At 49.2% G+C, this 21753-nt stretch carries 16 protein-coding genes and 1 pseudogene; 11 read left to right on the top strand and 6 right to left on the bottom strand.

The annotated features are described in order from the left end of the window. Nucleotides 1–803: pseudogene (locus tag ACTCCX_RS09225) on the top strand (IS1380 family transposase); the annotation flags it as partial. A 184-nt stretch (nucleotides 804–987) separates the two neighbouring features. On the opposite strand, the gene ACTCCX_RS09230 reads toward ACTCCX_RS09225, so the two are convergent. Next, entirely contained in the window at nucleotides 988–2598 is a 1611-nt protein-coding gene (locus tag ACTCCX_RS09230) for an IS1634 family transposase (protein WP_463275718.1), read from the bottom strand. Between the two features lie 464 nt (nucleotides 2599–3062). On the opposite strand from ACTCCX_RS09230, the gene ACTCCX_RS09235 reads away from it, so the two are divergent. From ACTCCX_RS09235 to addA, 3 genes are all read left to right on the top strand, one after another. Continuing rightward, on the top strand, nucleotides 3063–3611 hold the full coding sequence (locus tag ACTCCX_RS09235; protein WP_463275719.1) for a hypothetical protein: 549 nt from the start codon (nucleotides 3063–3065) through the stop codon (nucleotides 3609–3611). 218 nt (nucleotides 3612–3829) lie between these two features. Next, nucleotides 3830–7459 (top strand): PD-(D/E)XK nuclease family protein, encoded by a 3630-nt coding sequence (locus ACTCCX_RS09240; protein WP_463275720.1) that lies wholly within the window; start codon nucleotides 3830–3832, stop codon nucleotides 7457–7459. Next, on the top strand, nucleotides 7456–11268 hold the full coding sequence (gene addA / locus ACTCCX_RS09245; protein WP_463275721.1) for a helicase-exonuclease AddAB subunit AddA: 3813 nt from the start codon (nucleotides 7456–7458) through the stop codon (nucleotides 11266–11268). Before ACTCCX_RS09240 ends, addA begins: the two co-directional genes overlap by 4 nt. Nucleotides 11269–11614: 346 nt before the next feature. Here the strand turns inward: addA and ACTCCX_RS09250 are convergent, their stop codons facing one another. The 5 genes from ACTCCX_RS09250 to ACTCCX_RS09270 all read right to left on the bottom strand — a co-directional run bounded on the left by ACTCCX_RS09250 (nucleotide 11615) and on the right by ACTCCX_RS09270 (nucleotide 15891). Further along, nucleotides 11615–12076, bottom strand: coding sequence for a DUF2798 domain-containing protein (locus tag ACTCCX_RS09250; RefSeq protein WP_463275722.1), 462 nt, complete (start codon nucleotides 12074–12076; stop codon nucleotides 11615–11617). A gap of 165 nt (nucleotides 12077–12241) precedes the next feature. Beyond that, complete coding sequence (relB, locus tag ACTCCX_RS09255) at nucleotides 12242–12478, bottom strand: type II toxin-antitoxin system RelB family antitoxin (protein WP_463275723.1); 237 nt, start codon at nucleotides 12476–12478, stop codon at nucleotides 12242–12244. An 89-nt stretch (nucleotides 12479–12567) separates the two neighbouring features. Continuing rightward, nucleotides 12568–13062: a hypothetical protein gene (locus tag ACTCCX_RS09260; RefSeq protein WP_463275724.1), complete on the bottom strand. Its 495-nt coding sequence runs from the start codon at nucleotides 13060–13062 to the stop codon at nucleotides 12568–12570. A 202-nt stretch (nucleotides 13063–13264) separates the two neighbouring features. Next, nucleotides 13265–14512: a putative glycoside hydrolase gene (locus ACTCCX_RS09265; RefSeq protein ID WP_463275725.1), complete on the bottom strand. Its 1248-nt coding sequence runs from the start codon at nucleotides 14510–14512 to the stop codon at nucleotides 13265–13267. Next, nucleotides 14512–15891 carry a polysaccharide deacetylase family protein gene (locus tag ACTCCX_RS09270; RefSeq protein ID WP_463275726.1) on the bottom strand — a complete coding sequence of 460 codons (1380 nt, stop codon included), beginning with the start codon at nucleotides 15889–15891 and terminating at the stop codon, nucleotides 14512–14514. The genes ACTCCX_RS09265 and ACTCCX_RS09270 overlap by 1 nt, the downstream gene beginning before the upstream one ends. Before the next feature lie 260 nt (nucleotides 15892–16151). Here ACTCCX_RS09270 and lspA point away from each other — a divergent pair, with 260 nt between their 5' ends. The 7 genes from lspA to pyrE all read left to right on the top strand — a co-directional run bounded on the left by lspA (nucleotide 16152) and on the right by pyrE (nucleotide 21426). Further along, nucleotides 16152–16625, top strand: a complete 474-nt coding sequence (gene lspA, locus ACTCCX_RS09275; RefSeq protein WP_463275727.1) for a signal peptidase II — start codon at nucleotides 16152–16154, stop codon at nucleotides 16623–16625. Between the two features lie 22 nt (nucleotides 16626–16647). Then, nucleotides 16648–17553 carry an RluA family pseudouridine synthase gene (locus ACTCCX_RS09280; RefSeq protein WP_463275728.1) on the top strand — a complete coding sequence of 302 codons (906 nt, stop codon included), beginning with the start codon at nucleotides 16648–16650 and terminating at the stop codon, nucleotides 17551–17553. A 172-nt stretch (nucleotides 17554–17725) separates the two neighbouring features. Next, nucleotides 17726–18265, top strand: coding sequence for a bifunctional pyr operon transcriptional regulator/uracil phosphoribosyltransferase PyrR (gene pyrR, locus ACTCCX_RS09285; RefSeq protein WP_463275729.1), 540 nt, complete (start codon nucleotides 17726–17728; stop codon nucleotides 18263–18265). 121 nt (nucleotides 18266–18386) lie between these two features. Then, the gene (locus tag ACTCCX_RS09290; RefSeq protein WP_463275730.1) at nucleotides 18387–19163 is read left to right on the top strand and encodes a dihydroorotate dehydrogenase electron transfer subunit; all 777 of its coding nucleotides are present in this window, start codon (nucleotides 18387–18389) and stop codon (nucleotides 19161–19163) included. After that, nucleotides 19160–20089 (top strand): dihydroorotate dehydrogenase, encoded by a 930-nt coding sequence (locus ACTCCX_RS09295; protein WP_463275731.1) that lies wholly within the window; start codon nucleotides 19160–19162, stop codon nucleotides 20087–20089. Before ACTCCX_RS09290 ends, ACTCCX_RS09295 begins: the two co-directional genes overlap by 4 nt. Beyond that, complete coding sequence (pyrF, locus tag ACTCCX_RS09300) at nucleotides 20079–20792, top strand: orotidine-5'-phosphate decarboxylase (protein ID WP_463275732.1); 714 nt, start codon at nucleotides 20079–20081, stop codon at nucleotides 20790–20792. Before ACTCCX_RS09295 ends, pyrF begins: the two co-directional genes overlap by 11 nt. Nucleotide 20793: 1 nt before the next feature. Continuing rightward, a complete protein-coding gene (gene pyrE, locus ACTCCX_RS09305) occupies nucleotides 20794–21426 on the top strand; it encodes an orotate phosphoribosyltransferase (RefSeq protein WP_463275733.1) in 633 nt (210 codons plus the stop codon). Nucleotides 21427–21753 lie beyond the last annotated feature (327 nt).

Consider the following 21753-nt stretch of genomic DNA (forward strand, 5'->3'; position numbering starts at 1 on the left):
ATATCATCCGCTCGTTGCCTTCGATGGTCTGACCAAGGACTTTCTGAAGGCGGAACTACGTTCCGGAAACACATACTGCTCAACCGGAGCAGCCGATTTCTTGAATCCGCTTCTTGAACACTATAATCAAACTGTTCCAGTCAGCAATATTCTTGTTCGCGCAGAATAGTGGCTTTGCAGCGCCTGAACTGTATGACCTCTGTGAAGAAAAAGAGCATCAGTACGTTATTCGACTCAAGCGAAATCGCCGCTTATTCAAGATGGCGGAAGAGTTTGTTCAAGTTGGGGATGAGACCGAATGGAGTCAGCGCGAAGAATATTTCTACTCGACTCGCTATCAAGCCGGCACTTGGAAGCATGAGCGTAGTGTTTGTATTCGTTCCGTCAGGGCAGCTAATGAACTAATTTTCCACCATGAATTCATTATCACCAATCTATCCGATGCGGTATCGGCTGAACAAGTCTATCAAATGTATTGGAAGAGAGGTACCATGGAGAATTTCATCAAGGAAGCGAAGAATGGTTTTTTCTTCGATAAGACGGACAGTTCTCATTTATTGGAGAATGCTGTTCGCATGATGGTCAGCTTGCTTTCCTACAACATCAACAATTTTATGCGTACACTCGCTTTCCCGGAAAAGGCCAAAGGCCTACAGATACAGAGTATTCGTCTTCGTTTTTTTAAGATTGCTAGGAAACTGATCCACAGTGGAAGACGCATGATGCTAAAACTCAGCAACCATCATGTCTACCAAGACGAATTTTTTCATATTTTACGGCAAATCCAATCCTTGTCTTGGTAAGACCCCGCTAATTTAAAAAAATCGTTCGAACAAAGTCTTTTCGTCTCTAAGAGACGTTTTAAAAGGAAAAAATAACAGCTCTGCCAAAAATCCAATATTGCAGATGAAATAGAGTTGTTCATATCAAAATTTGGGGTGGTATGAATAATTCAGGCTTAATACCTGGATTCCCGCCAACACCTAACTAGGTCGGCGGGCTAATATCTAATGATTCATAAATCTGCTTTTGCTTGGTGAGAACCTCGCCGACCCTTAGGTCGTAACCTGGATTTTCAAAACACTCGATGATATCAAGTTTATCCAATAGAGATTGAAGCGTATAGTTTTGGAAAATCCCGGCTTCCTGCATCTGTTTTTTGAGATAAGACAAATAAATGAGCGCCACAAATGAAACGAATAATTTTCCATCCAGACTCTTCTCGGAAGATACCAAAAGGCGGCGAAGGTTCAAGCGATCTTTAATATTGCCGAAGGCCTTTTCAATGAGATCTTTGTTTCTGTACAAATGTAGTGCAGTCATGGCATCCATCTTTTCGTTGGATAACAAGACGAAGTATCCGTAATAGCGCTTTGTCTGCTTCACGACATCCTCGTTTACGTTAACTTGTAAACCACGAATCGGCGTTTGCTTAATCTGGAAGTACTTCTTGTAAAAACGTTCATGTTCCGGAACGCGTTTCCCGTCTAGGATTTCCTTCCGCATAGCCATCAGCTTCCGATCAAATTTGGTTTCATCTTCGGCAAACTTATCAATGTTGAAGTATATGTGTAGATATATCCGTTTTTTATTGGTAAGGGCATCTTTCTTGTTGGGGCGTTCTTGTCGATAATCCCATTTTGCCAAGACGGTTGTAGCATACAATTCATGTTGTTCATCGAAGTTTTCGAATGACCGGATGGTCTCATAAACGGTATCTATTTCTTTTCGTATAAAAGAAATGCTTGTCTGAACAGCAACAATAAATTTCAAGCGTTCCTTTAGCAGACCATTTATATTGGTCTCGCTATAAAACCCACGGTCCATGACCAGTTTAACTTTTTGGAAGCCAAGAACCATGAAATCTGCAAGCAGATTTTGAACGGTCCTATCATCCGGGATGTTTCCTGCCAACTTCCGATAATAGAATGGTAGTCCTGATTTTTCACCGAAAATGAGGGCCAAATTAAGTTGAGGAAGTCTGTCATCCTCCTTATTCTTGCCATATTGAACCTGACGAAGGGTTTGGGAATAGCTGGATAGTGAGGTGGTATCGTACGCCCAATATTCACCTTCGGACCGGCGTCTTCCCTGAAGTGTGAAAAACTTATTCTTGTTTTCTTCGGAAATATCAGAAAAAATTTCACTGCTGCGCTGTGAAGAAATATTGTTGTCGTAAGGATGCTTATGAAGTGCGCTCCACTTTTCAAAACGAAAAAGCGGTGATTCAGATTCAAGAATCATATAGTAAGCAAGGGACTGGATTTGTTTGTAGGTAGCGGGAAAGCATTTTTTAAGATCTTCAGTCAAACCAAGTGTGTCACCGATCTCATCCAAAAGATATGTAGCTCCATAAAACCGACGGTTAGTTCTTTCGATAGGAATTGGACCCGGCTTGGTTGCTTTAGCATCTTCCGGATTGTCCCTGGTCTTTCTGCATCGACCATCGGTCGGGATGATTTCACCAGTATCAGGATCCAATTTGCCAATAAGTGTACGTTTCGATCGAGGTTGTTTCTTTTCCTTATCCCAATAGGACACAGACTCATAAACATACGTGATGCCGCTTCGTTTATCAAGCTGATTTATAATAGCCATTCCGCCACCTCCTAGTTAGGTGTATCATAACACATAACTAGGTTTACCTGGACCTGAAAATGCTTAAAAACCAATTAAATCAATGCTTTATGGCGATTTTTAGCTTTTTCATAGTTAGGTGTTCCGGGAATCCAGGTTAATACTGTTTATTACATAACATAAAGTAGAAGAGCCATCACCCGGGGTGGGCACTGTCAATGGAATAGTAGAATTGATTGGAATTACAGGGGAATGTTCGATACTCTGGGGAAACTACATATAATTTGACAATAAGAACTCGAAATTATTCTAATGTTAAATAGTATTATGCGAACCATAAAGTGGATATATTCATATCAGTATTTTTGAAAAATATCCAATGGTGGAACAGGAAATTCAATGAATATCATTTAATTCCGGCTAATTAAAGAGCTGGTCTTTTTAAAGATGAAAAAAAATTCACAAATCAAGCAGGAGGATTATGGATGAACAAAGAAAAGGTCATACCATTTGTATATGGGTTGATTGGGGGTAGCGTTGCAGGTACCTTAATAATATTATTAGGCGCGGAAAAAGCATCATTAGTAGCCGAATGGTTCAGTGCAATTGGTACTGTTGCCGCAGTTATTGTCGCTCTCTATTTGGCTAATAAAGAAGATAAAAGCTGCTTGAATTTTTACTTACACTCAGGCAATCTGTATGTTATGAATAGCGGTCGTGGATATTCTCAAATAAGGATAATAAGTGTTAGAGTTATTGATTCAAAGAATGAATCAGCTACATATACAGATTCCCAAAAATTTATTTCGTATTATGACGAGGTAAACAAAAAATATTTAACTATTAACCCAGGAAATAGCGTTGAACTAGTCAAAATTGATGTTCCAGCGCTTCGGAGTATATTAGGTAATCATTTAGAATTAGAGATAAATATTGAGGATATGCAAAATAAAAATAGGCTATTGATAATCAATGAACGTGCAGGGGACTTAAATGTAAATGCTCTAGACAGAAGACCTATACCCTATGGTTAAATGTATTAGGGAATAACAATTAACGTTGAGTAAAAAACGATCTTTTAAAATGGTACCCACATGCAAATCGTCTAAGTGGTCATATCCCATTACAATATTTAAAAACGGAAATTTTCTAAATTAAATTTCTGTTTTTTTTATTTACCCTAAACCCAATGTTCCACCACCCCCTTATGGTAAAATAACCATATTGACTTACACGAACAGGAGGCGATCCGATGGGGTTGCAGTTTATTTTAGGCAAGGAATCAGCGGACAAGAAACAAGCGATATATGAGCGGATTTCGGGGATCATGATGGATGAGCCGGATGCAGAGGTATTCGTGTTGGTTCCGGAGCATGCGAAGTTCGAGGCGGAGATGTCGATCCTGGAAAAGCTTTGGCAATTCGAGGCTTTCCGCGGTCAGGACATGATGGGCTCGATGAATCTGCAGACGTTCAGTTTCAGCCGGTTGGCGTGGTATTTTCTGAAGAAGTCGCCGATATTCCAGCAGCAGCAATTGTCGGAAGCTGGCCTCAGCATGCTGGTGCGGAAGATTCTGATGGAGAAGGAACAGGAACTGATCCTTTTCCGCCGGGAAGCCAACAAGGAGGGCTTCATCAAGCAGTTGACCGATCTGTTTCTGGAGCTGCGCAGCGGGCGCATCGATGAGGAGGATCTGCAGGGGATCCTGGCGAACCAAGCCGAATCAGGCAACGAGGCCGATTTCCAGCTGAAGCTGACGGAACTGAAGGAGCTTTACCGTGCCTTCAATGAAGCGCTGTTGGACAAGTACCTCGAAAAGGAGGTCATCCTTGAGGCGCTGGCCGGCGTCATCGAAACGCTGGACATGCAGAACACTTATGTCTTCATCGACGGCTTCTACCGTTTCACGGCCCGCGAGCTGCAGATCGTCACGACGCTGCTGCGGTCCGCCAAACAAGTCACGATCACCTTGGCGCTGGATAAAGCCTACGTCAGCGAACCGCCGGCGATGCATCAGCTGTTCTATACGGCCGGATCGACTTACCACACGCTTTATCATTTGGCTAGGGGGATGCGCGTTCAAGTAATGAAGGACCACTGGGTTGCCAAGGACACCGACGGCTACGGGGATGCGTTGTTGACCCTTGAGAATTATTGGATCGCGTCCACCGATGCGACCGCAAACAAAGTCCAAGGCTCATTCGAGCTGACGGCCGACCAGAAGGAAGCTATCCGGGTCTGGGGCTGCGAAACGAAACAGGCGGAAGTCTTCCATGTGGCCAACGAAATCAAAAAACTTGTCGCCAAGGACGGCTACCGCTACAAAGACATCCTGATTTTGGCGCGCACCGTTGAAGAATATGAGACGATCGTGAAACCGATCTTCGATAAGGATGGGATGGACGTCTTCTACGACAAGGCGGACGCTATGAAGCACCATCCGTTCATGGATTTCATCGACGCGCTGTTCCGCATCCGCCGCCATCATTGGCGCTATCCGGACATCATGCGCTTGCTGCGCACGGAGCTGCTGACGCCGGCCAACCACGACAATCCGCAAGGGCTTGAGGAAACGTCGGCAGCCGTGCTGCGATTCCGCGAACAGGTCGATGTGATCGAGAACGTCTTGCTGGCATACGGCTATGAAGGCAACAGCTGGCTTTCGAAGGACGACTGGTATTTCGCGACATTCAGGGACGAGAACGGCAATAGCAACCAGAGCCCCGAGGACAGACGGATGCAGGACACTTCCAACGAAGTCCGCAATTATCTGCGGGATCTGCTGCTGCCGTTTTTCCAGAAGATGGCGAAGGCCAAGACCGGCCGGGAAGCCGCGAAGAACCTTTACAGTTTCCTGATTGCCGCCAAAGTCGACAAACAGATGCTCTTCTGGCGCGACGAGGCATTGGCGCAGGGGGACCTGATCCAGGCGCGGCAGCAGGAACAGATCTGGAAAGTTTTCCTGAACCTGCTGGACGAATACGTCGAAATTCTGGGGGACAGCCCCTTCCAGGCGGCAGCTTTCCACGAGATCCTTTTGACCGGTTTCCAGAACGCGACCTTCAGTCTGGTGCCGCCGAGCATCGATCAGGTCGTCTTCTCGAGCATCGAGGGGGCGCGCTTCGAGCCGGCCAAGGTGGTCTTCCTGATGGGCATGACCCAGGACCATCTGCCTGCGCAGAAAGAGAATAAATCGCTTTTGACTGAAGAAGACCGCGAGCGGCTCAGTGGTTCGTTGAATAATAATGAAGAAAAATACCTGCGCCCAACGACCGCCGAATCGATGGCCGCCGAACCGTATGTGGCCTACCAAGCTTTCCTTTCGGGGACGGAGAAGGTCATCTTCAGCTATCCGATGAGTGCCGACGACAGCAAGAAATCGCCGAAGATTTCGCCATATGTGTCGCGCGTAGCCAATGCGCTGCAGATCCCTGTCGAAATCAAGCACCAGGACATCGCCGATGCGGAGGATACGACCGCCTTCCTCGGCAGCAAACAGCAGAACATCAGCCAACTGGTCCATCTGCTGCGCAACCAGCGCGCGACGAATGAGCCGGTGCCGACGCTGTGGAAATACATTTTGGCGTACATCTCCAAGGATCCGCAAGCCAAACGGACGATGCAGAAGGTCTTCGCCAGCCTCTGGCACAAAAATGTGCCGAGCAAGCTGACCGCTCCGGTCGCCGAGCAGCTCTACGGGAAAGACCTGTATCTGTCGGTCTCACAGCTCGAGCGCTATTTCGAAGATCCGTACAGCCATTTCCTCCAATACGGCCTGAAGCTCAAGGAACGGGCGAAATACGAGCTGTCCGCTGCCGGCACAGGCGAATTTTTCCATGAAGCCTTGGAGCAGATCGTCAACCAGCTCAAGAGCAGGCTCATCGATACCGCTGATTTGAGCGAAGAGACCGTCAAACAGATTGCCGATGCCGTTCTGCAGAATATCTATGGGAACGACAAATACAAGATCCTGTCGACTTCGAACCGGATGGCCTTCATCCGCGACCAGCTGGGCGAAACGATCCAGAAGATGGCTTGGGTGCTCAACCAGCACAGCCGACGGACGGCGCTGAAGAACATCCGCACCGAAGCGGTCTTCGGGCAATTGGGCGGCGAGCAGATGCTGGAAGGTCTGGATATGCCGCTGAACAACGGAGGCACCTTGCATATCCGCGGGAAAATCGACCGGATCGATCTGGTCAATGCCGGGGATGCGCATTACCTGACCATCCTCGACTACAAGTCGAGCGCGCACAGCTTCAATTTCGCCGACGCCTACTACGGTTTGGCGATGCAGATGATCACCTATCTGGATGTGGCTTTGCTGAACGCCGACAAGTTGCTGGCCGGGAAGACCTTGCCTGCGGGGGCCTTCTACCTGCACGTCAAGAACCCGTTCATCAAGCAGAACAGCTTCATGACGCTCGAGGAGTACCAGAAGACGATCATCAGCGATTACAAGCTGAAAGGGCTGTTGTTGAACGACACGGCCGTTTTGGACCTGATCGATCCGTCTGTCGAGAGCGGCCAAGCTTCGGAAATCTTCACCTTCAAAAAACTCAAGGCCGGCAATCTGGGCAAAAACGACGATTTGATCACGCTGGATGATTTCAACCACCTGATCGCCAAAAATCGGGCAAATATGGTGGAGGCCGGCGAGAAGATCCTTTCCGGCGACCTGAAGCTCGACCCGATCAAGGAACGGCCGTATACGCCGACCGTCAGCGGGCCGTACCGCGCCATCTCGCAGTTCGACAACACGCTGCCGGAGAACCGTTACCGCAAATACATCAAGTTGACGAAGGAAGATGTCCTTTCGAAGATCAAACAAGAACTCGACGTGAATAACCAAGAATCCAACGAGGAAGGAGATGAGCAATGATGACGGGCATACCGGCACGCACACCCAATGAAAAATTCACGGAAACGCAATGGCAATCGATCTACCAGACCGGGGACAACATCCTCGTCTCCGCCTCGGCAGGCTCCGGCAAGACGACGGTCCTGATTCAGCGGATCATCGAAAAAGTGAAGAGCGGAACGAACGTCGATGAGCTGCTGGTCGTGACCTTCACTGAATCGGCAGCCAAGGAAATGAAGGAACGGATGACGGGCGCCATCCAGATCGCCATCAATGAAGCCCAGTCGCAGGAGCAATACCTGCACCTGATCAAGCAGCTTTCGCTGATGCCGCAGGCGAACATCTCGACGATTCACGCCTTCTGCCTGAAGGTCATCCAGCGTTATTTCTACCTGATCGATCTGGATCCGGTCTTCCGCTTGTTGGCGGACACGATCGAAGTCGAGCTGCTGAAGGAGGACGTCTGGGAAGAGGTCAAGGAGGAACTCTACGGAGAACCGGATACGTATTTCAAGAATCTGGCCAAGGCCTATTCGAAGGACCGCAGCGATGACGATCTGATGAAGCTGATCTTCTCGCTTTACGACTTTTCGCGCGCGAATCCGAATCCCTACCGCTGGCTCGACTCCTTGCCGTCTTTATACAACACCGAGGACGGGTTGACGAACAGCGTTCTCTACCAGGAATTACTGAAGCCTCAGCTGTTGAGCCTAGTCGAAGGTATCCGCTACGACATCGAACAAGCCAAGCATCTGGCCGGGGCAGAAGTGGAAACGGCTGCCCAGCGGGAAATTTTCGAAACCGAGCAGGGCTATGCCGAACGCTTGCTGGAAGCTGTCCAGCAGGATGACTACGAATTGGCCTACACGATTGCGAATGAACAAGTGCAGTTTGCGCGTTGGCCCAGCGCCAAGAAAGCCGACACGGATGAAGTGAAGGACCAAAAGGCATTGCTGAAAAACCTGCGCGACAAATACAAGAAGGATTTCGCCGCATTGAACGCGCAGTACCTCAATCGTCCGCTTGCGGAACAGGAGGAAGTGCTGAAAGGCATCCATCCCTATGCAGAAGAGATGGCCCGGGTGACGAAACGCTTTTCCGAAGCCTATTGGGAACGGAAATTGGAAGACAATGTGCTCGATTTCAATGACTTGGAGCATCTGACGTTGCAGATACTGGCCCCGTTCGCCGAGGACGGGGAGCGCAAGATGAGCGACGCCAGCGCCTATTACCGCAACAAGTTCGAGGAAGTGCTGATCGACGAGTACCAGGACGTCAACCAACTGCAGGAGAGCATCCTCTATTGGGTGACACGGCACCAGCCGGAAACCGAGAACCTGTTCATGGTTGGGGATGTCAAACAGTCCATCTACGCCTTCCGCTTGGCCGACCCGAGCCTGTTCCTACGCAAATACGCGGCTTTTGCCGACAAAAACGGCGGGGAACGGATCATTCTGGCCGAAAACTTCCGATCGCGCGCAGAGGTCATCCATTTCACGAATTTCATCTTCGAGCAGCTGATGGACGAAAAAGTCGGCCAGATGGATTACGACGAAGCCGCGAAGCTCCAAGCCGGCAACAAATCCTTTCCGGAGAGCGAGCGCAACCAGACGGAGCTGCTGATCTATCTGTCGGAGGACGCCGACAACGGCGAGGAATCCCTCACGCCGGAGAACGATCTCGAAGCCGACCTGACGATCGACGACAAGACGGCCGGGGAAGTCACGATGGTAGCGCAGAAAATCAAGGCGCTGATCGACGAGAAGTTCCTGATCTACGACAAGAAGACCAAGGAAGAGCGGCCGCTTTCCTACCGGGACATCGTGCTGCTGACACCGACGAAAAAGAACAACCTCGTCATCCTGGAAATCTTCAAGGATTTCCAGATACCGGTCATCCTGAACGACACGGAAAGCTATTTCCAGCGCACAGAGGTCTCGATCATCCTGTCCTTGCTGAAGGTGATCGACAACCCGCGCCAGGACATCCCGCTTGCGGCTGTCCTGCGTTCGCCGATCGTCGGGTTGGACGAGAAGCAATTGGCGCTCATCCGCATCCAGCAAAAGAACGGCGATTTTTACGAAGCCGTGCAGCATTTCATCAAAATCTGCGAAGCTTCCAAAATCGATCAGATTGCCGAAGTCAAGGATGCCCACAGCAAATTGGCGCTGTTCATGGGACGCTTGCACGAATGGCGCAACACGGCCAGACGCAGCAGCCTCGTCACGCTGATCTGGACCATCTACAACGACACCCACTTCCTCGACTACGTGGGGGGAATGGTCGCCGGCAAACAGCGGACCGCAAACTTGCATGCTCTCTATGAACGGGCCAAGAAGTACGAGGAAACGAACTACAAAGGCCTGTTCCAGTTCATCCGCTTCATCGAGAAGATCCAGCAGCGCGACAAGGATTTGGCCGAGCCGACTTCCTTCAGCGACGATGAGGACGCCGTCAGGGTCATGACCATCCACGCCAGCAAAGGCCTGGAGTTTCCGGTCGTCTTCCTGATGGATCTGTCGAAGCGGTTCAACCTGAGCGACACGCAAAGCAAGTACATCTTCTCGGAGACGTTCGGACTCGGCACCGATTATTTCGACGTCCAGCAACGGATCCAGTATCCGTCCTTAGCGCGCCAAGCATTGGCGATCGAGAAGAAAAAGAAATTGCTGGCGGAAGAGATGCGCAAACTCTACGTGGCTCTGACCCGCGCCGAACAGAAACTGTTCCTGGTCGGCTCCTACAAATCCGAAGAGAAACTCTGGGCTGATTGGCAAGTGGCTGACGGAACAAGCGGAAAACTGCTGCCGGATTACCTGCGTTTGCAGGCCAGCTCGATGATGAAATGGCTCGGTATGTGCCTGTATCGCCATGAAGACGCCGAGAACGACCATTTCCATAAGGAGTACCGGGGCGAACTGGCGCACTATCCGGTGCACTTCAGCATCCAGACTTTCCGCGAGGAGGACCTGCTCTCCTACATTCCGGTCGCCATGGAGGAAATCAACGAATCGCAGTGGAAAGACGAAATCGAGCAAATGGCGACGGCGAAAGTCGAAGCGCATGAACATTCTCTTGCAGAAGAAATGAAGCTGGCCGTAGCTCTGATGGAGGCGAAATATCCCTACGAAGCGGCAACGACGACCACCAGCTATCAATCTGTTTCCGAAATCAAGCGCCTGTTCGAGGATCCGGACGAGAGCCATATGCTGAAGCTGGATTTGTCCGATACGAGCCGAGTCTCCCGTTACGTGGAGCCAGAGTTCCCGCGTCCGCGCTTCATGCAGGACACGGTGATGCCGAACAGCGCCGAAATCGGGACCGCGACGCATTTCGTGATGCAGTCCGTGGATCTGGAAAAGGAAATCACCGAAGCCTATGTGGCGCAACTGTTGGTTGAATTGGTAGGTGATGGACTGTTGGAGAAGGCGGTTGCGGAGAAGCTCGATGCGGAACAGATCGCGTTGTTCTTCCGGACCGAATTGGGGCAAGAAATCCAGGCGAATGCGGACAGGGTGAGACGGGAGATGCCGTTCTCGCTGCTGATCCCGGCCAGTCGGATATTCACTGAGATACCGGAAGACTCAACCGACAATCTGCTGATCCACGGTATCATCGACGGGTTCATCGAATACGACGATCACATCGTCCTCTACGACTTCAAAACCGACTTCGTGGGTGACCGCGCGCCGGTATTGCCAGAGAACATCGTCGACAAGTACCGCGGCCAGATGAACCTGTATAAAAAGGGCCTCGAAACGATCCGTCAGAAACCCGTCAGCGCGGCGTACATCGCGCTATTGTCGAACCATACGAATGTAGTGATCTGATTTTTCGGAATCGCGAAAAAAGGTGCAGCATCTTTGGCTAAAGCCGGGGGATGCTGCACCTTTTTTGATACCCCGTGGACGGGGGAGATACGCAAATAGTCGAATGTTCCGCTGGCATTAGACTATTTCGTCTCGCTCAAGCCTCAGTTTGTCGAATGTCTGATAACATTCGACAAATTCAGCATGCGTTGCAGTAAAATGATCGAATATCCTGACTGCATTCGGCAATTCTGGACTTATCGGAATCCAAAAAAAGATACCGGCAACAAAAAAATGTGGAGCATCCAAGGATTAAATTCCGGATGCTCTACATTTTTTCTGATTAATAACAACTGTGCGCTAAAGTTTAGTCTAAAACAAGCTGGCTATTGGTTTGGATTTTTCCAAGAATCGTCCGGGATACCGGCCCAACGATTAATAATTGCAGCGGTAAAGCGATGATGACATTCATTCTCCATGCCTCGCTGTAGGCAGCCCAGAAATCATCGGGGATGCCACCTTCAATCAGGACGCCGAATAAGGACATGAAAGTGACCATCCCTAAAACCATCAAACTGGAGATCGTCAAAATCAACTGAATCTTGCTCCCTTTGTTGATCGGAAGTTGAAACGCAATTTTCTTCGCAATGACGCCTACAACGAATACGTCCAAAGCAAAAGCGACGACAAAGCCGGGCACCAGCCCTGCCATAAGCGGCACAACCCCCAGATTGTCATGCAGGACCAGATTGTACGCACTCATTCCTAGCACCATCATGAAGCACATGATTGTAGTAAATATAATTCCTTCTTTTTTGTTTGTGGGCATAAAAACACTCCTTCTAATTTTTTGCAACGTCAACCATGGTATCACAATAATAGGGTGTGTGTAAAAAATATTTCCAAAAATAGTTTAAATATTTTGGGATTCATCTTTTTGTTATAATTTATGAAAGTAACGTGGAGGATGACTTATTATTCTTTGCATCAGCGATCAGAAGATATTATCCGATCTGAAAGTATCATTCACCATTTCTTCAAAGGCAAGTGATTGGGGATTCTCGATGTGCTGTTTCATGGCAGCTTGATAGAGTCCCAGATCGATTTCGTCTTCAATTTTTTCCAATACCGTATCCCTGAATAGGGCAGAGACCGTGATATTTTTGGCTTTCGCGTATTCTTTGATCAATCGTTCGTCGTCTTCTTTCAGGCGTAATGTTATAGTGCCCATATCAGTCACTCCTTCGCAGGCATATTTTTATGCTCCCGCTTCTCTAATTGCTGGTTGCAGCATATTATTGATTGGCGAAGCTTGTCTTGCTAATTTTCAATACTTTTTAAAATTTCCTTGGCTTTTTTACTACCTTGAAGGTGCTCGATTGAAATGACATCTGCATACACGATGAAAAATTCTCCAAATAAGTATGCCATTCGTGGCTCTTTTGAATGATTATGGTGATCACATTTGGAACAGAAAATCCCGCTGTTGTGAATCAAATCTAATATCACTTCATCGTCTATGTTTTTCAGTTTAACAAAATTTTGCTTCCCGCAGTTGTCGCATTCGATAGTTACTGTTCCTTTGCCATTAACGCTCAATTTCCGTTTGCTCATATCAAATCTATTCCTTGTCCGTTGGGTGTCCATGTGGTCGATGGGTAGGTTTAAGATGGTTGCTGAATCTGACGATTGTTTTTGATCTTCGATAGGGCAATCATAGCACTTTGATGTATGTTCATCAACGAAACCTACGTGCGAAGCCTGATTCCGTGGCGATCCTCCGGTGAACGGAGGCTTCGCCGGAGTTCGACTCATATTTTTGCTTGCTTGCTCCGATGAGCGAGGCTTCGTAGGAGGTGTGACAGGAAGTTGCCGGTAACCTCCGGGGAGGGGGGCTTTACCGGAGGTGGGCGCCGAATCACGGACGCTCCTCCGGCCAGACCACCCGGAATGGCACCCAGCGGCGGCACGCAACGCAAAAATGCTGCCTCGTCAGAGACAGCATTTTCAATCGTTCTTAGTACGTATAGTTGTTCAGCGCATTCCACAACAGGAACTCGTTGACGCCGGCATCATAAAGGGCCTGAACTTGGGCATCGACTTGTGATTTGCCGTAGGTTTGGTAGAAACCGGATCCCAGATAGGAAGCAGTGAAGTCCTGCAGCCACGGACGGCTGATCGGAGGAGTATCCAAAGTTGCAAGTAACTCATTTTCAACCTTCATGTATTCCGTTACGAGTTCATACGGGTACAGATCCGGTTTGTAGATGCCGAAGTAATCGGTTCCCCAGTGGCTCGGGTAGATCATCGAAGAGATGACATCGACATTTTCGGAAATCTGTGGGAAGTTCTGGCCGATGCCGGATGCTTCAACGACAGAGGCAGTATAGCCAAAGATATCGACGGACACGTCCACGCCGTATGGCATCAGTTTTTCTTTCGCATAAGCGGTAAAGTCGGTGATGGCTTGCACGCGTTTCTCGTCATCCGTCATATCCAGATCGGCGTAGTCGCCCATGTCGTAGTTCAGTGTGTCGCCCCAGACTTCAAAGCCTTCAGGGAAACGCACATAGTCAAACTGGACTTCCTTGAACCCGACTTTGGCGGCTTCGATGCCGACGTTGACTGCATAATCCCAAGTTTGCTTCAGGAACGGGTTGATGAATGATTCGCCGTTCGATGCGACCCAGACGGAGCCGTCACTTTCGGTGAAGGACATTTCTGGCTGTTCGTTAGCCAATAAAGTATCCTTGAAAGTCACGATGCGGGCAATCGGGTAAATCTGCTTCTCTTCCATCACGTCCATCAATTCCTCGATATCCGGAATGTACTCTTCTGTATTTTCCTGGATATGGCTATCTTCTGAATTGAAGTCGGCTGTCACGACTCCCATGTCGTCTTTGATGTCGATGACCATCGCATTCAAGTCATTCGAATCGACGTAATCCACCAGCTTGTTGAATTTTTCTTCATAGCCGACTGAGTAGGCTGTCACGTAGATCCCTTTGACACCGTCTGCCGGATAAGCGATTTCGACGCCGCTGTCGTAGAAGAACTTCTTCGGCAATTCTTTTGCAGTAGGAGTCTTCAGAAGGGAACCTTGGCGCAGTGTCAGCGTAGTTGAAGTTGTGGCTGCGGTTGTTTCTGCAGTGGCACTGTCGCTTGCAGCCGAGCTTTCGGTTTCACTGCCTAAGACAACTGTGGCGCCGGAAAGGATGAACAATAGGCTGGATGCTGCTAGTGAGCGTTTGATTACATTTTTCATTACATTTCCTCCCGTTCAGGCGATTCGATCACGTTAGGATCCACAATGGTGATATCCTTGGCGCGCAGGCCATCGATGATGGCGCCGATCGCATCGTTTGTCCACGGACGATCATGCATCAGCAAGTTCGCGCCGTCTCCCAAGTACTTCGAGTTCACCATGACATCGGCCAAAGCAGTGCCTTCCATGAATTCCTCCACCCAGTCATAGCCGTAGGTCCAGTTCATGATCGTCATGCCTTCCGCAGCAGCGATCGCGATCGTGTCCTCGTTGTACTGGCCGTAAGGGGCACGCAGGAAGCGCGGACGTTCGCCTGTGATTTCCTCGATCAGGTCGTTCGTTGATTTGATTTCTTCCAGTTGCTCATCATAGGTTAGGGATTGGAAGTCGGGATGCGAATAGGAATGGTTTCCGATTTCGAAGCCCATATCATAGACAGTCTTGATGTCTTCACGCGCCTGTTCGTTCGTAAGGAATTGCCCCATAACGAAGAAGATTGCGTTAGCATCCTTCGATTTGACGGTCTCGGCAATTTCCACGGTGTAGCTGTTCGGCTGTTGCGGCGCATCATCGAAAGTCAGTAAAGCAACTTGTGTGTTGCCGTCCTCAGCGATCGGTTGGACCGTAGAAATCTCCGGGTTGATGCGGTATTCGTAGCTGACGGGTTCAGCTTTCTTTTTAGTCTCCTCGGCAGCGGCACTTTCTGAAGTTGCGCTGACAGCTGAAGACGTATCGGCAGCGCCAGACACTTCTGTGCCGATTGCGGCGATGGCCGTTTCCAATTCAACCAATTGCGCATCCAGAATCGCCAGGTTCTCAGCGACAGGGGCGAGGTTTGCTTGGTTCGTTTCGGCATTCAGATTGATCGTTTCGATGCCGGCAAAGAAGGTTTCAAAAGTGGCATCGTCTGCTCCAAAGCCGGTAAGCAGCTCTTCTTCTTTGTCCAGATTTTCTCTGTAGGCAGCCAAGTAAGCCAGCGAATTTTCGGTGAACAAATCCAATGTTTCGCCGGTTGCCTGGATTTGATCCAGCGGCAAGGTTTCTTCGTCCAATCCAACGAAATCAGCTTTCGTATCGGCCAATCCATCCAAAGCGCTTTCAATCGAATCGGTTAAACTGCGGCGCTCTTCAAGGTTGCTGAATACGGCTGCCGAGCCATCTTTGAAAGTTTTTAATTCTTCATCGCTGGCCAACGATTCATCGAAAGTTTTCTGTAACGCAGTCTCCAATTGTTGCAGCTCGTTCATTTGGGAAACAATTTCGGTTTCCTCGGTTTTGATCTGGGTGATTGTCTCTGACGCTTCCTTCACTTGGTCCGCGCAAGCTGACAATACCAGAGAACCGGCAAAAACTAATGCAATTTTCTTACCTCTCAACATAAACAAGCTCCTTTATTACGTGATATATAACAATACAATCTTCATTATACCGAAAATGACGGTTCTTTATCAAGGAGGATTGCGATATCTTCAGAATATTGTTAAAAAATCATTAGAAGGCTGACCGCAGCAGACTCGGTATATGAAAGCCTAAAAGGAAATGGTGGAATCAATGACTATACAATTTGGAAAATTAGTTTACAATAGATAGAGGCAAAAGGTACTAATGACGTTAATTTCAGAATAAGTGGGGCTATCGGATGATTATCTATTATATATTGGCGGCTTTGCTGTTGGTCCTGGACCAGTGGAGCAAACTTGCCATCGTGAATAATTTTGCATTGCATGAAGTGAAGGAAGTGATACCGGGCATCCTGTCCCTGTTCTATATCCAGAACAAAGGGGCAGCCTGGGGTATTTTTGAAGGAAGAATGTTCTTTTTCTTCATCATTACCGTAGTTGTCGTCGGTGCGATGGTCTATAATGCACACAAGCAAGGATTCGACAAAAAAATCGTGGGCATCAGTTACGCGTTTCTTTTGAGCGGTGCGCTCGGTAATTTCATCGATCGGATGCGCTTGGGGTATGTGGTGGATATGTTCCGCCTGGACTTCATCGATTTTCCGATTTTTAATGTGGCGGATGTCTGTCTGACTGTAGGCGTGATCCTGATGACGATCTATATCCTTTTCATGGAAGAGGAAGAAGCAGGAAAAATAAGTTCAAAAAAATAAGCTAAAGTAAAGTGGGATTCAAATGACAGAAAAAATTGTTTTCAATGTTGATGGACAAACCGGCAGGATCGATAAGATTTTGGCGGATTTCATGACCGGAACGAGCCGTTCCCAGATTCAGGCATGGATCAAAGACGGCAACTTGATGGTGAACGACAAAGCCGTTAAGTCGAATTACAAGGTACAGGAAGGGGATCTGCTGGAATTGACGATTCCGGAACCGGAACAGATCAATGTCACGCCAGAGGACATCGCCTTGGATGTCATCTACGAAGATGATGCGCTGTTGGTCGTCAACAAACCGACCGGAATGGTGGTTCATCCGTCGAAAGGGCACTTGTCCGGCACCTTGGTCAATGGCTTGCTGTTCCACGTGAACGCGCTGTCCGATGGCACGGCGAACATCCGACCAGGAATCGTTCACCGCATCGATATGGATACGTCCGGACTGCTGGTCGTCGCGAAGACGAACGAAGCGCACCAGAAATTGGCCGAGCAGTTGGAGAACCATACGATGGAACGGGCTTATCTTGCTTTGGTCCACGGCGTGATTCCGCACGAAGACGGTACCATCGATGCACCGATTGCCCGGATGATGGTCGACCGCAAAAAACGCACAGTGGCTGACGGCGGCAAAAAGGCAGTGACGCATTTCGAGGTCGTCGAGCGCTTCCGTGATTTCACCCTGTTGAAATTGCAGCTTGAAACGGGACGTACGCACCAGATCCGTGTGCACATGAAGTACATCGGGCATCCAGTGGCTGGGGACCCGATGTATGGGCCAAAAGAGACGTTGGAAGGCCACGGCCAATATCTGCATGCGGCCACTTTGGGCTTCATCCACCCGACGACAGGCGAAAAAATGCATTTTGAAGCGCCTTTGCCTGATTTCTACAGCGATAAACTGGCGCAACTGCGCAAAAACTGATTGACAGCAACGACTCTATTCGTTATCATTACAGTAATATTGAAGGAACCTTTAAAATAGTCCAGAGAGGCTAAAAGGTGCATCACATTTTTTATAGCGTCACGTGACTGTACCCTTATGCCCAAAATGCATAAGGGTACTTTTTTATTTTGATGATGAAGGAGTAGTGGAGATGGCAGAAGAAATCGAAATCATGGATGCCCAGACGATGAAACGCGCGCTGACCCGCATCACGCATGAGATATTGGAAAAAAACGATGGCACTAAGAACCTCATTTTGGTGGGCATCAAAACGCGCGGCATATACCTGGCCAAGCGCATTGCCCAACGGATCAAAGATTTTGAGGGGGTCGATTTGCCGGTCGGGGAATTGGACATCACGCTGTACCGCGATGATGTGCACCGCGACACGAACGAAAACCCGGTGCTGCATGAAACGAACATTCCGTTTTCGGTTGCCGGTAAGCATGTCGTATTGGTTGATGACGTCCTGTTCACCGCCCGCACGATCCGGGCTGGCATGGATGCGGTAATGGATCTCGGGAGAGCGAAACGGATCACGGTCGCGGTCCTGATCGACAGAGGGCACCGCGAACTGCCGATCAAGGCGGATTATGTCGGCAAGAACATCCCGACATCCCAAGCGGAACAGATTTCCGTCCGTTTGGATGAAGTCGATGGCATCGAAAAAGTTACCTTGATCAGACCGTAAACAACCGATTGGTGATTCTTTAACTGTGTCCTGAGAGACACAGAAGGATTTGCTTTGAAGCTTGCTCCATCGCATTTTTTTAGGTCACCTTATTTTGTCAAAACTAAGGAGGAAAATAATTATGAGTCAAGCTATGATGACAGTCGTCAGTCAGACAGAAATCGCGAAAGATATTTTCGAATTGCGCTTGAGAGGCGCGTTAGTGAATGAGATGGGAGCACCGGATCAGTTTTTGCATATCCGTGTCCCAGGGGATGAACTGCTTTTGAGACGCCCAATCAGCATCGCTGCAATCGATGCCGAAAAGCAAGAATGCGTCATTATCTACCGTACTGAAGGGAAAGGCACCACCCTGATCAGCCAGCTTACAGCAGGCGACGAATTGGACATCCTGGGGCCATTGGGCAACGGCTACCCGATCGATATGCTTGAAGAAGGGCAGAATGCTTTGCTGATCGGCGGCGGCATCGGCGTTCCTCCGCTTTATGAATTGGCGAAACAATTGCATGCGAAAGGCGTCAACGTTGTGAGCTGCTTCGGTTTCAAAAACAAAGAGGAAGTTTTCTATGAAGACGAATTCGCGGCATTCGGCAAAGTCAATATCGCCACGGATGACGGCAGCTACGGCAAACAAGGCTTCGTGACGCAATACTTCGATGAACTGGACGGCTTCGTGCCGGACGCAGTCTTTGCTTGCGGCCCGAAAGGCTTGTTGGTTGCGGTAGCGAAGACATTCGATCCAAGCCTTACCTACCTTTCGTTGGAAGAGCGGATGGCCTGCGGTATCGGAGCCTGCTACGGCTGCGTCTGCGACAAGAAAAACAGCACATCAGCATACGATAATTACAGAGTCTGTGTCGAAGGACCGGTCTTCAGAGCAGAGGAGATAGTACTATGAATCGATTAGCAGTCAGTTTACCCGGTTTGGAACTTAAAAACCCGATCATCCCCGCAAGCGGGTGTTTCGGTTTCGGCGAAGATTACGGCAAGTTTTACGATTTGAGTCTGTTGGGCGCCATCATGACGAAAGCGACGACGCTTGAGCCCCGCAAAGGCAATCCTACGCCGCGTTTGGCGGAAACGCCAGCCGGCATGCTGAATGCCATCGGTTTGCAGAATCCCGGCGTCGAGGTTGTCGTTGCACAGAAGCATACCGCGCTTGAAAAATACGATGTGCCTTTGATTTCGAACGTTGCCGGTAACACCGTCGATGATTATTACCAGGTCTGCAAAGCCGTATCCCAATCGCCGAACGTCAAGGCGATCGAATTGAATATTTCTTGCCCGAATGTACACAAAGGCGGCCTGCAGTTCGGAACCGATCCGGAGATGGCAGCTGCCGTCACACGGGCGGCCAAAGAAGGCGCGACGGTTCCGGTTTATGTTAAATTGTCACCGAATGTGACGGATATCGTGGAGATCGCCAAAGCGGTCGAAGCAGCCGGAGCGGATGGCATTTCGATGATCAACACACTGGTCGGTATGCGCATCGATCTGCACACGCGCAAACCGATCATCGCCAACAAGACAGGCGGCCTTTCCGGTCCTGCCATCAAACCGGTGGCGATCCGCATGATTTACCAAGTGGCGCGCGCAGTCGATATTCCGATCATCGGGATGGGCGGCGTCTATACGGTGGATGATGTTTTGGAAATGTTTATGGCCGGAGCCAGCGCAGTCGGCGTCGGCATGGCCAACTTCACCGATCCGTTCGTTTGCCCGAAACTGATCGAACAGCTTCCGCAACGCATGGACGAGCTGGGCATAAACAGCCTGCAGGAATTAATCAATGAAGTGAGAGAAGGCATCCTGAATGAACGATAAACCGATAATAGCGTTGGACTTTTCAACGAGCAAAGAAATCCAGGACTTCCTTTTGTTATTCAAGGAGGAGTCGCTTTATGTAAAAGTGGGTATGGAATTGTATTACCAGCACGGAGCGGAAATTGTGAAACAGATCAAAGAAATGGGCCATGAAATCTTCCTGGACCTGAAATTGCATGACATCCCGAACACCGTTCACCGGGCCATGAAAGGCTTAGCTGCTTTGGATATCGATATGGTCAATGTCCATGCAGCAGGCGGATCAGAAATGATGAAGGCCGCCAAAGAAGGCTTGATTGCCGGCACTCCGGCAGGCAGCACCGTTCCGAAACTGATTGCAGTCACACAATTGACTTCCACCTCCGAAGAGGCGATGCAGACGGAACAATTAATCAAAGTCAGCCTGCAGGAGAGTGTCCTGCACTACGCAGACCTTACCTGCAAATCCGGACTGGACGGTGTTGTCTGCTCCGCATGGGAAGCGCGTATGATCAAAGACCACACGAATGAAGACTTCATCTGCTTGACACCGGGTATCCGTCCGGCCGGCAGTGCTGTTGGCGACCAGAAGCGTGTCGCGACACCAAGCCGCGCTCGAGAAATCGGATCCACCTACATCGTCGTCGGTCGCCCGATTACGCAAGCGACTGATCCGGTTGCAGCCTATCACGAAATCAAGAACCAATGGAATGGAGCGGAATAAAATGACGATAGCAAAAGAAGTAGCAAAATCATTATTGGATATCAAAGCGGTGAGCCTAAACCCACAGGATCCTTTCACATGGGCATCCGGCATCAGAAGCCCGATCTATTGCGACAACCGCGTCACAATGAGCTTTCCGGCGGTGCGCAAACAGATCGCGCAAGGTTTGGCTGATTTGATCAAAGAAAAATACCCGGATGCAGAAGTGATTGCCGGAACTGCGACTGCAGGCATTCCACACGCGGCATGGATCGCTGACATTTTGGACTTGCCGATGGTCTACATCCGTAGTAAGGCGAAAGACCACGGAACAGGCCGCAAAATCGAAGGCAAAATCACCGAAGGGCAAAAAATGGTCGTAGTCGAGGACTTGATCTCAACAGGCGGCAGCGTCATCGAAGCTTCCAAAGCAGCCGAACTGGAAGGCGCGAACGTATTGGGCTGCGTCGCCATCTTCACTTACGAATTAGCTAAAGGTACAAAAAACTTCGCCGATGCCGGTCTTGCAATCGACACATTATCCAACTATAGTACGCTTTTGGAAGTCGCGCACGAAACGTCGTACATCACCGAAGCGGAAATGGACTTACTGAAAGACTGGAGCAAAGATCCGGAGCATTGGTACAAAGGCTAGGCTAAGGTCGAGATAATAGGTTCAGATCGAAATAAATGGTTAACCAAGAGAAATGGGCTTCCTCGATGATGAGGAAGCCCATTTCTCTTGGTTTATCCGAAAAATCAAGATCGCAAGTGTGCGGGTTGTCGGATTCTTCGCGGTTATCCGACAACCTCAGGATCGAATGCATGCACGTTGTCGGATTCTGTGCAGTTATCCGACAAGCTTGCGAGTAAATGTGTTCTGGTTGTCGGATTCATCGCAGTTATCCGACAACCACAGGATCGAATGCATGCACGTTGTCGGATCGGATTCTTCGCGGTTATCCGACAACCCCGAATAATA

The organism is Trichococcus sp. (genome assembly GCF_055118575.1).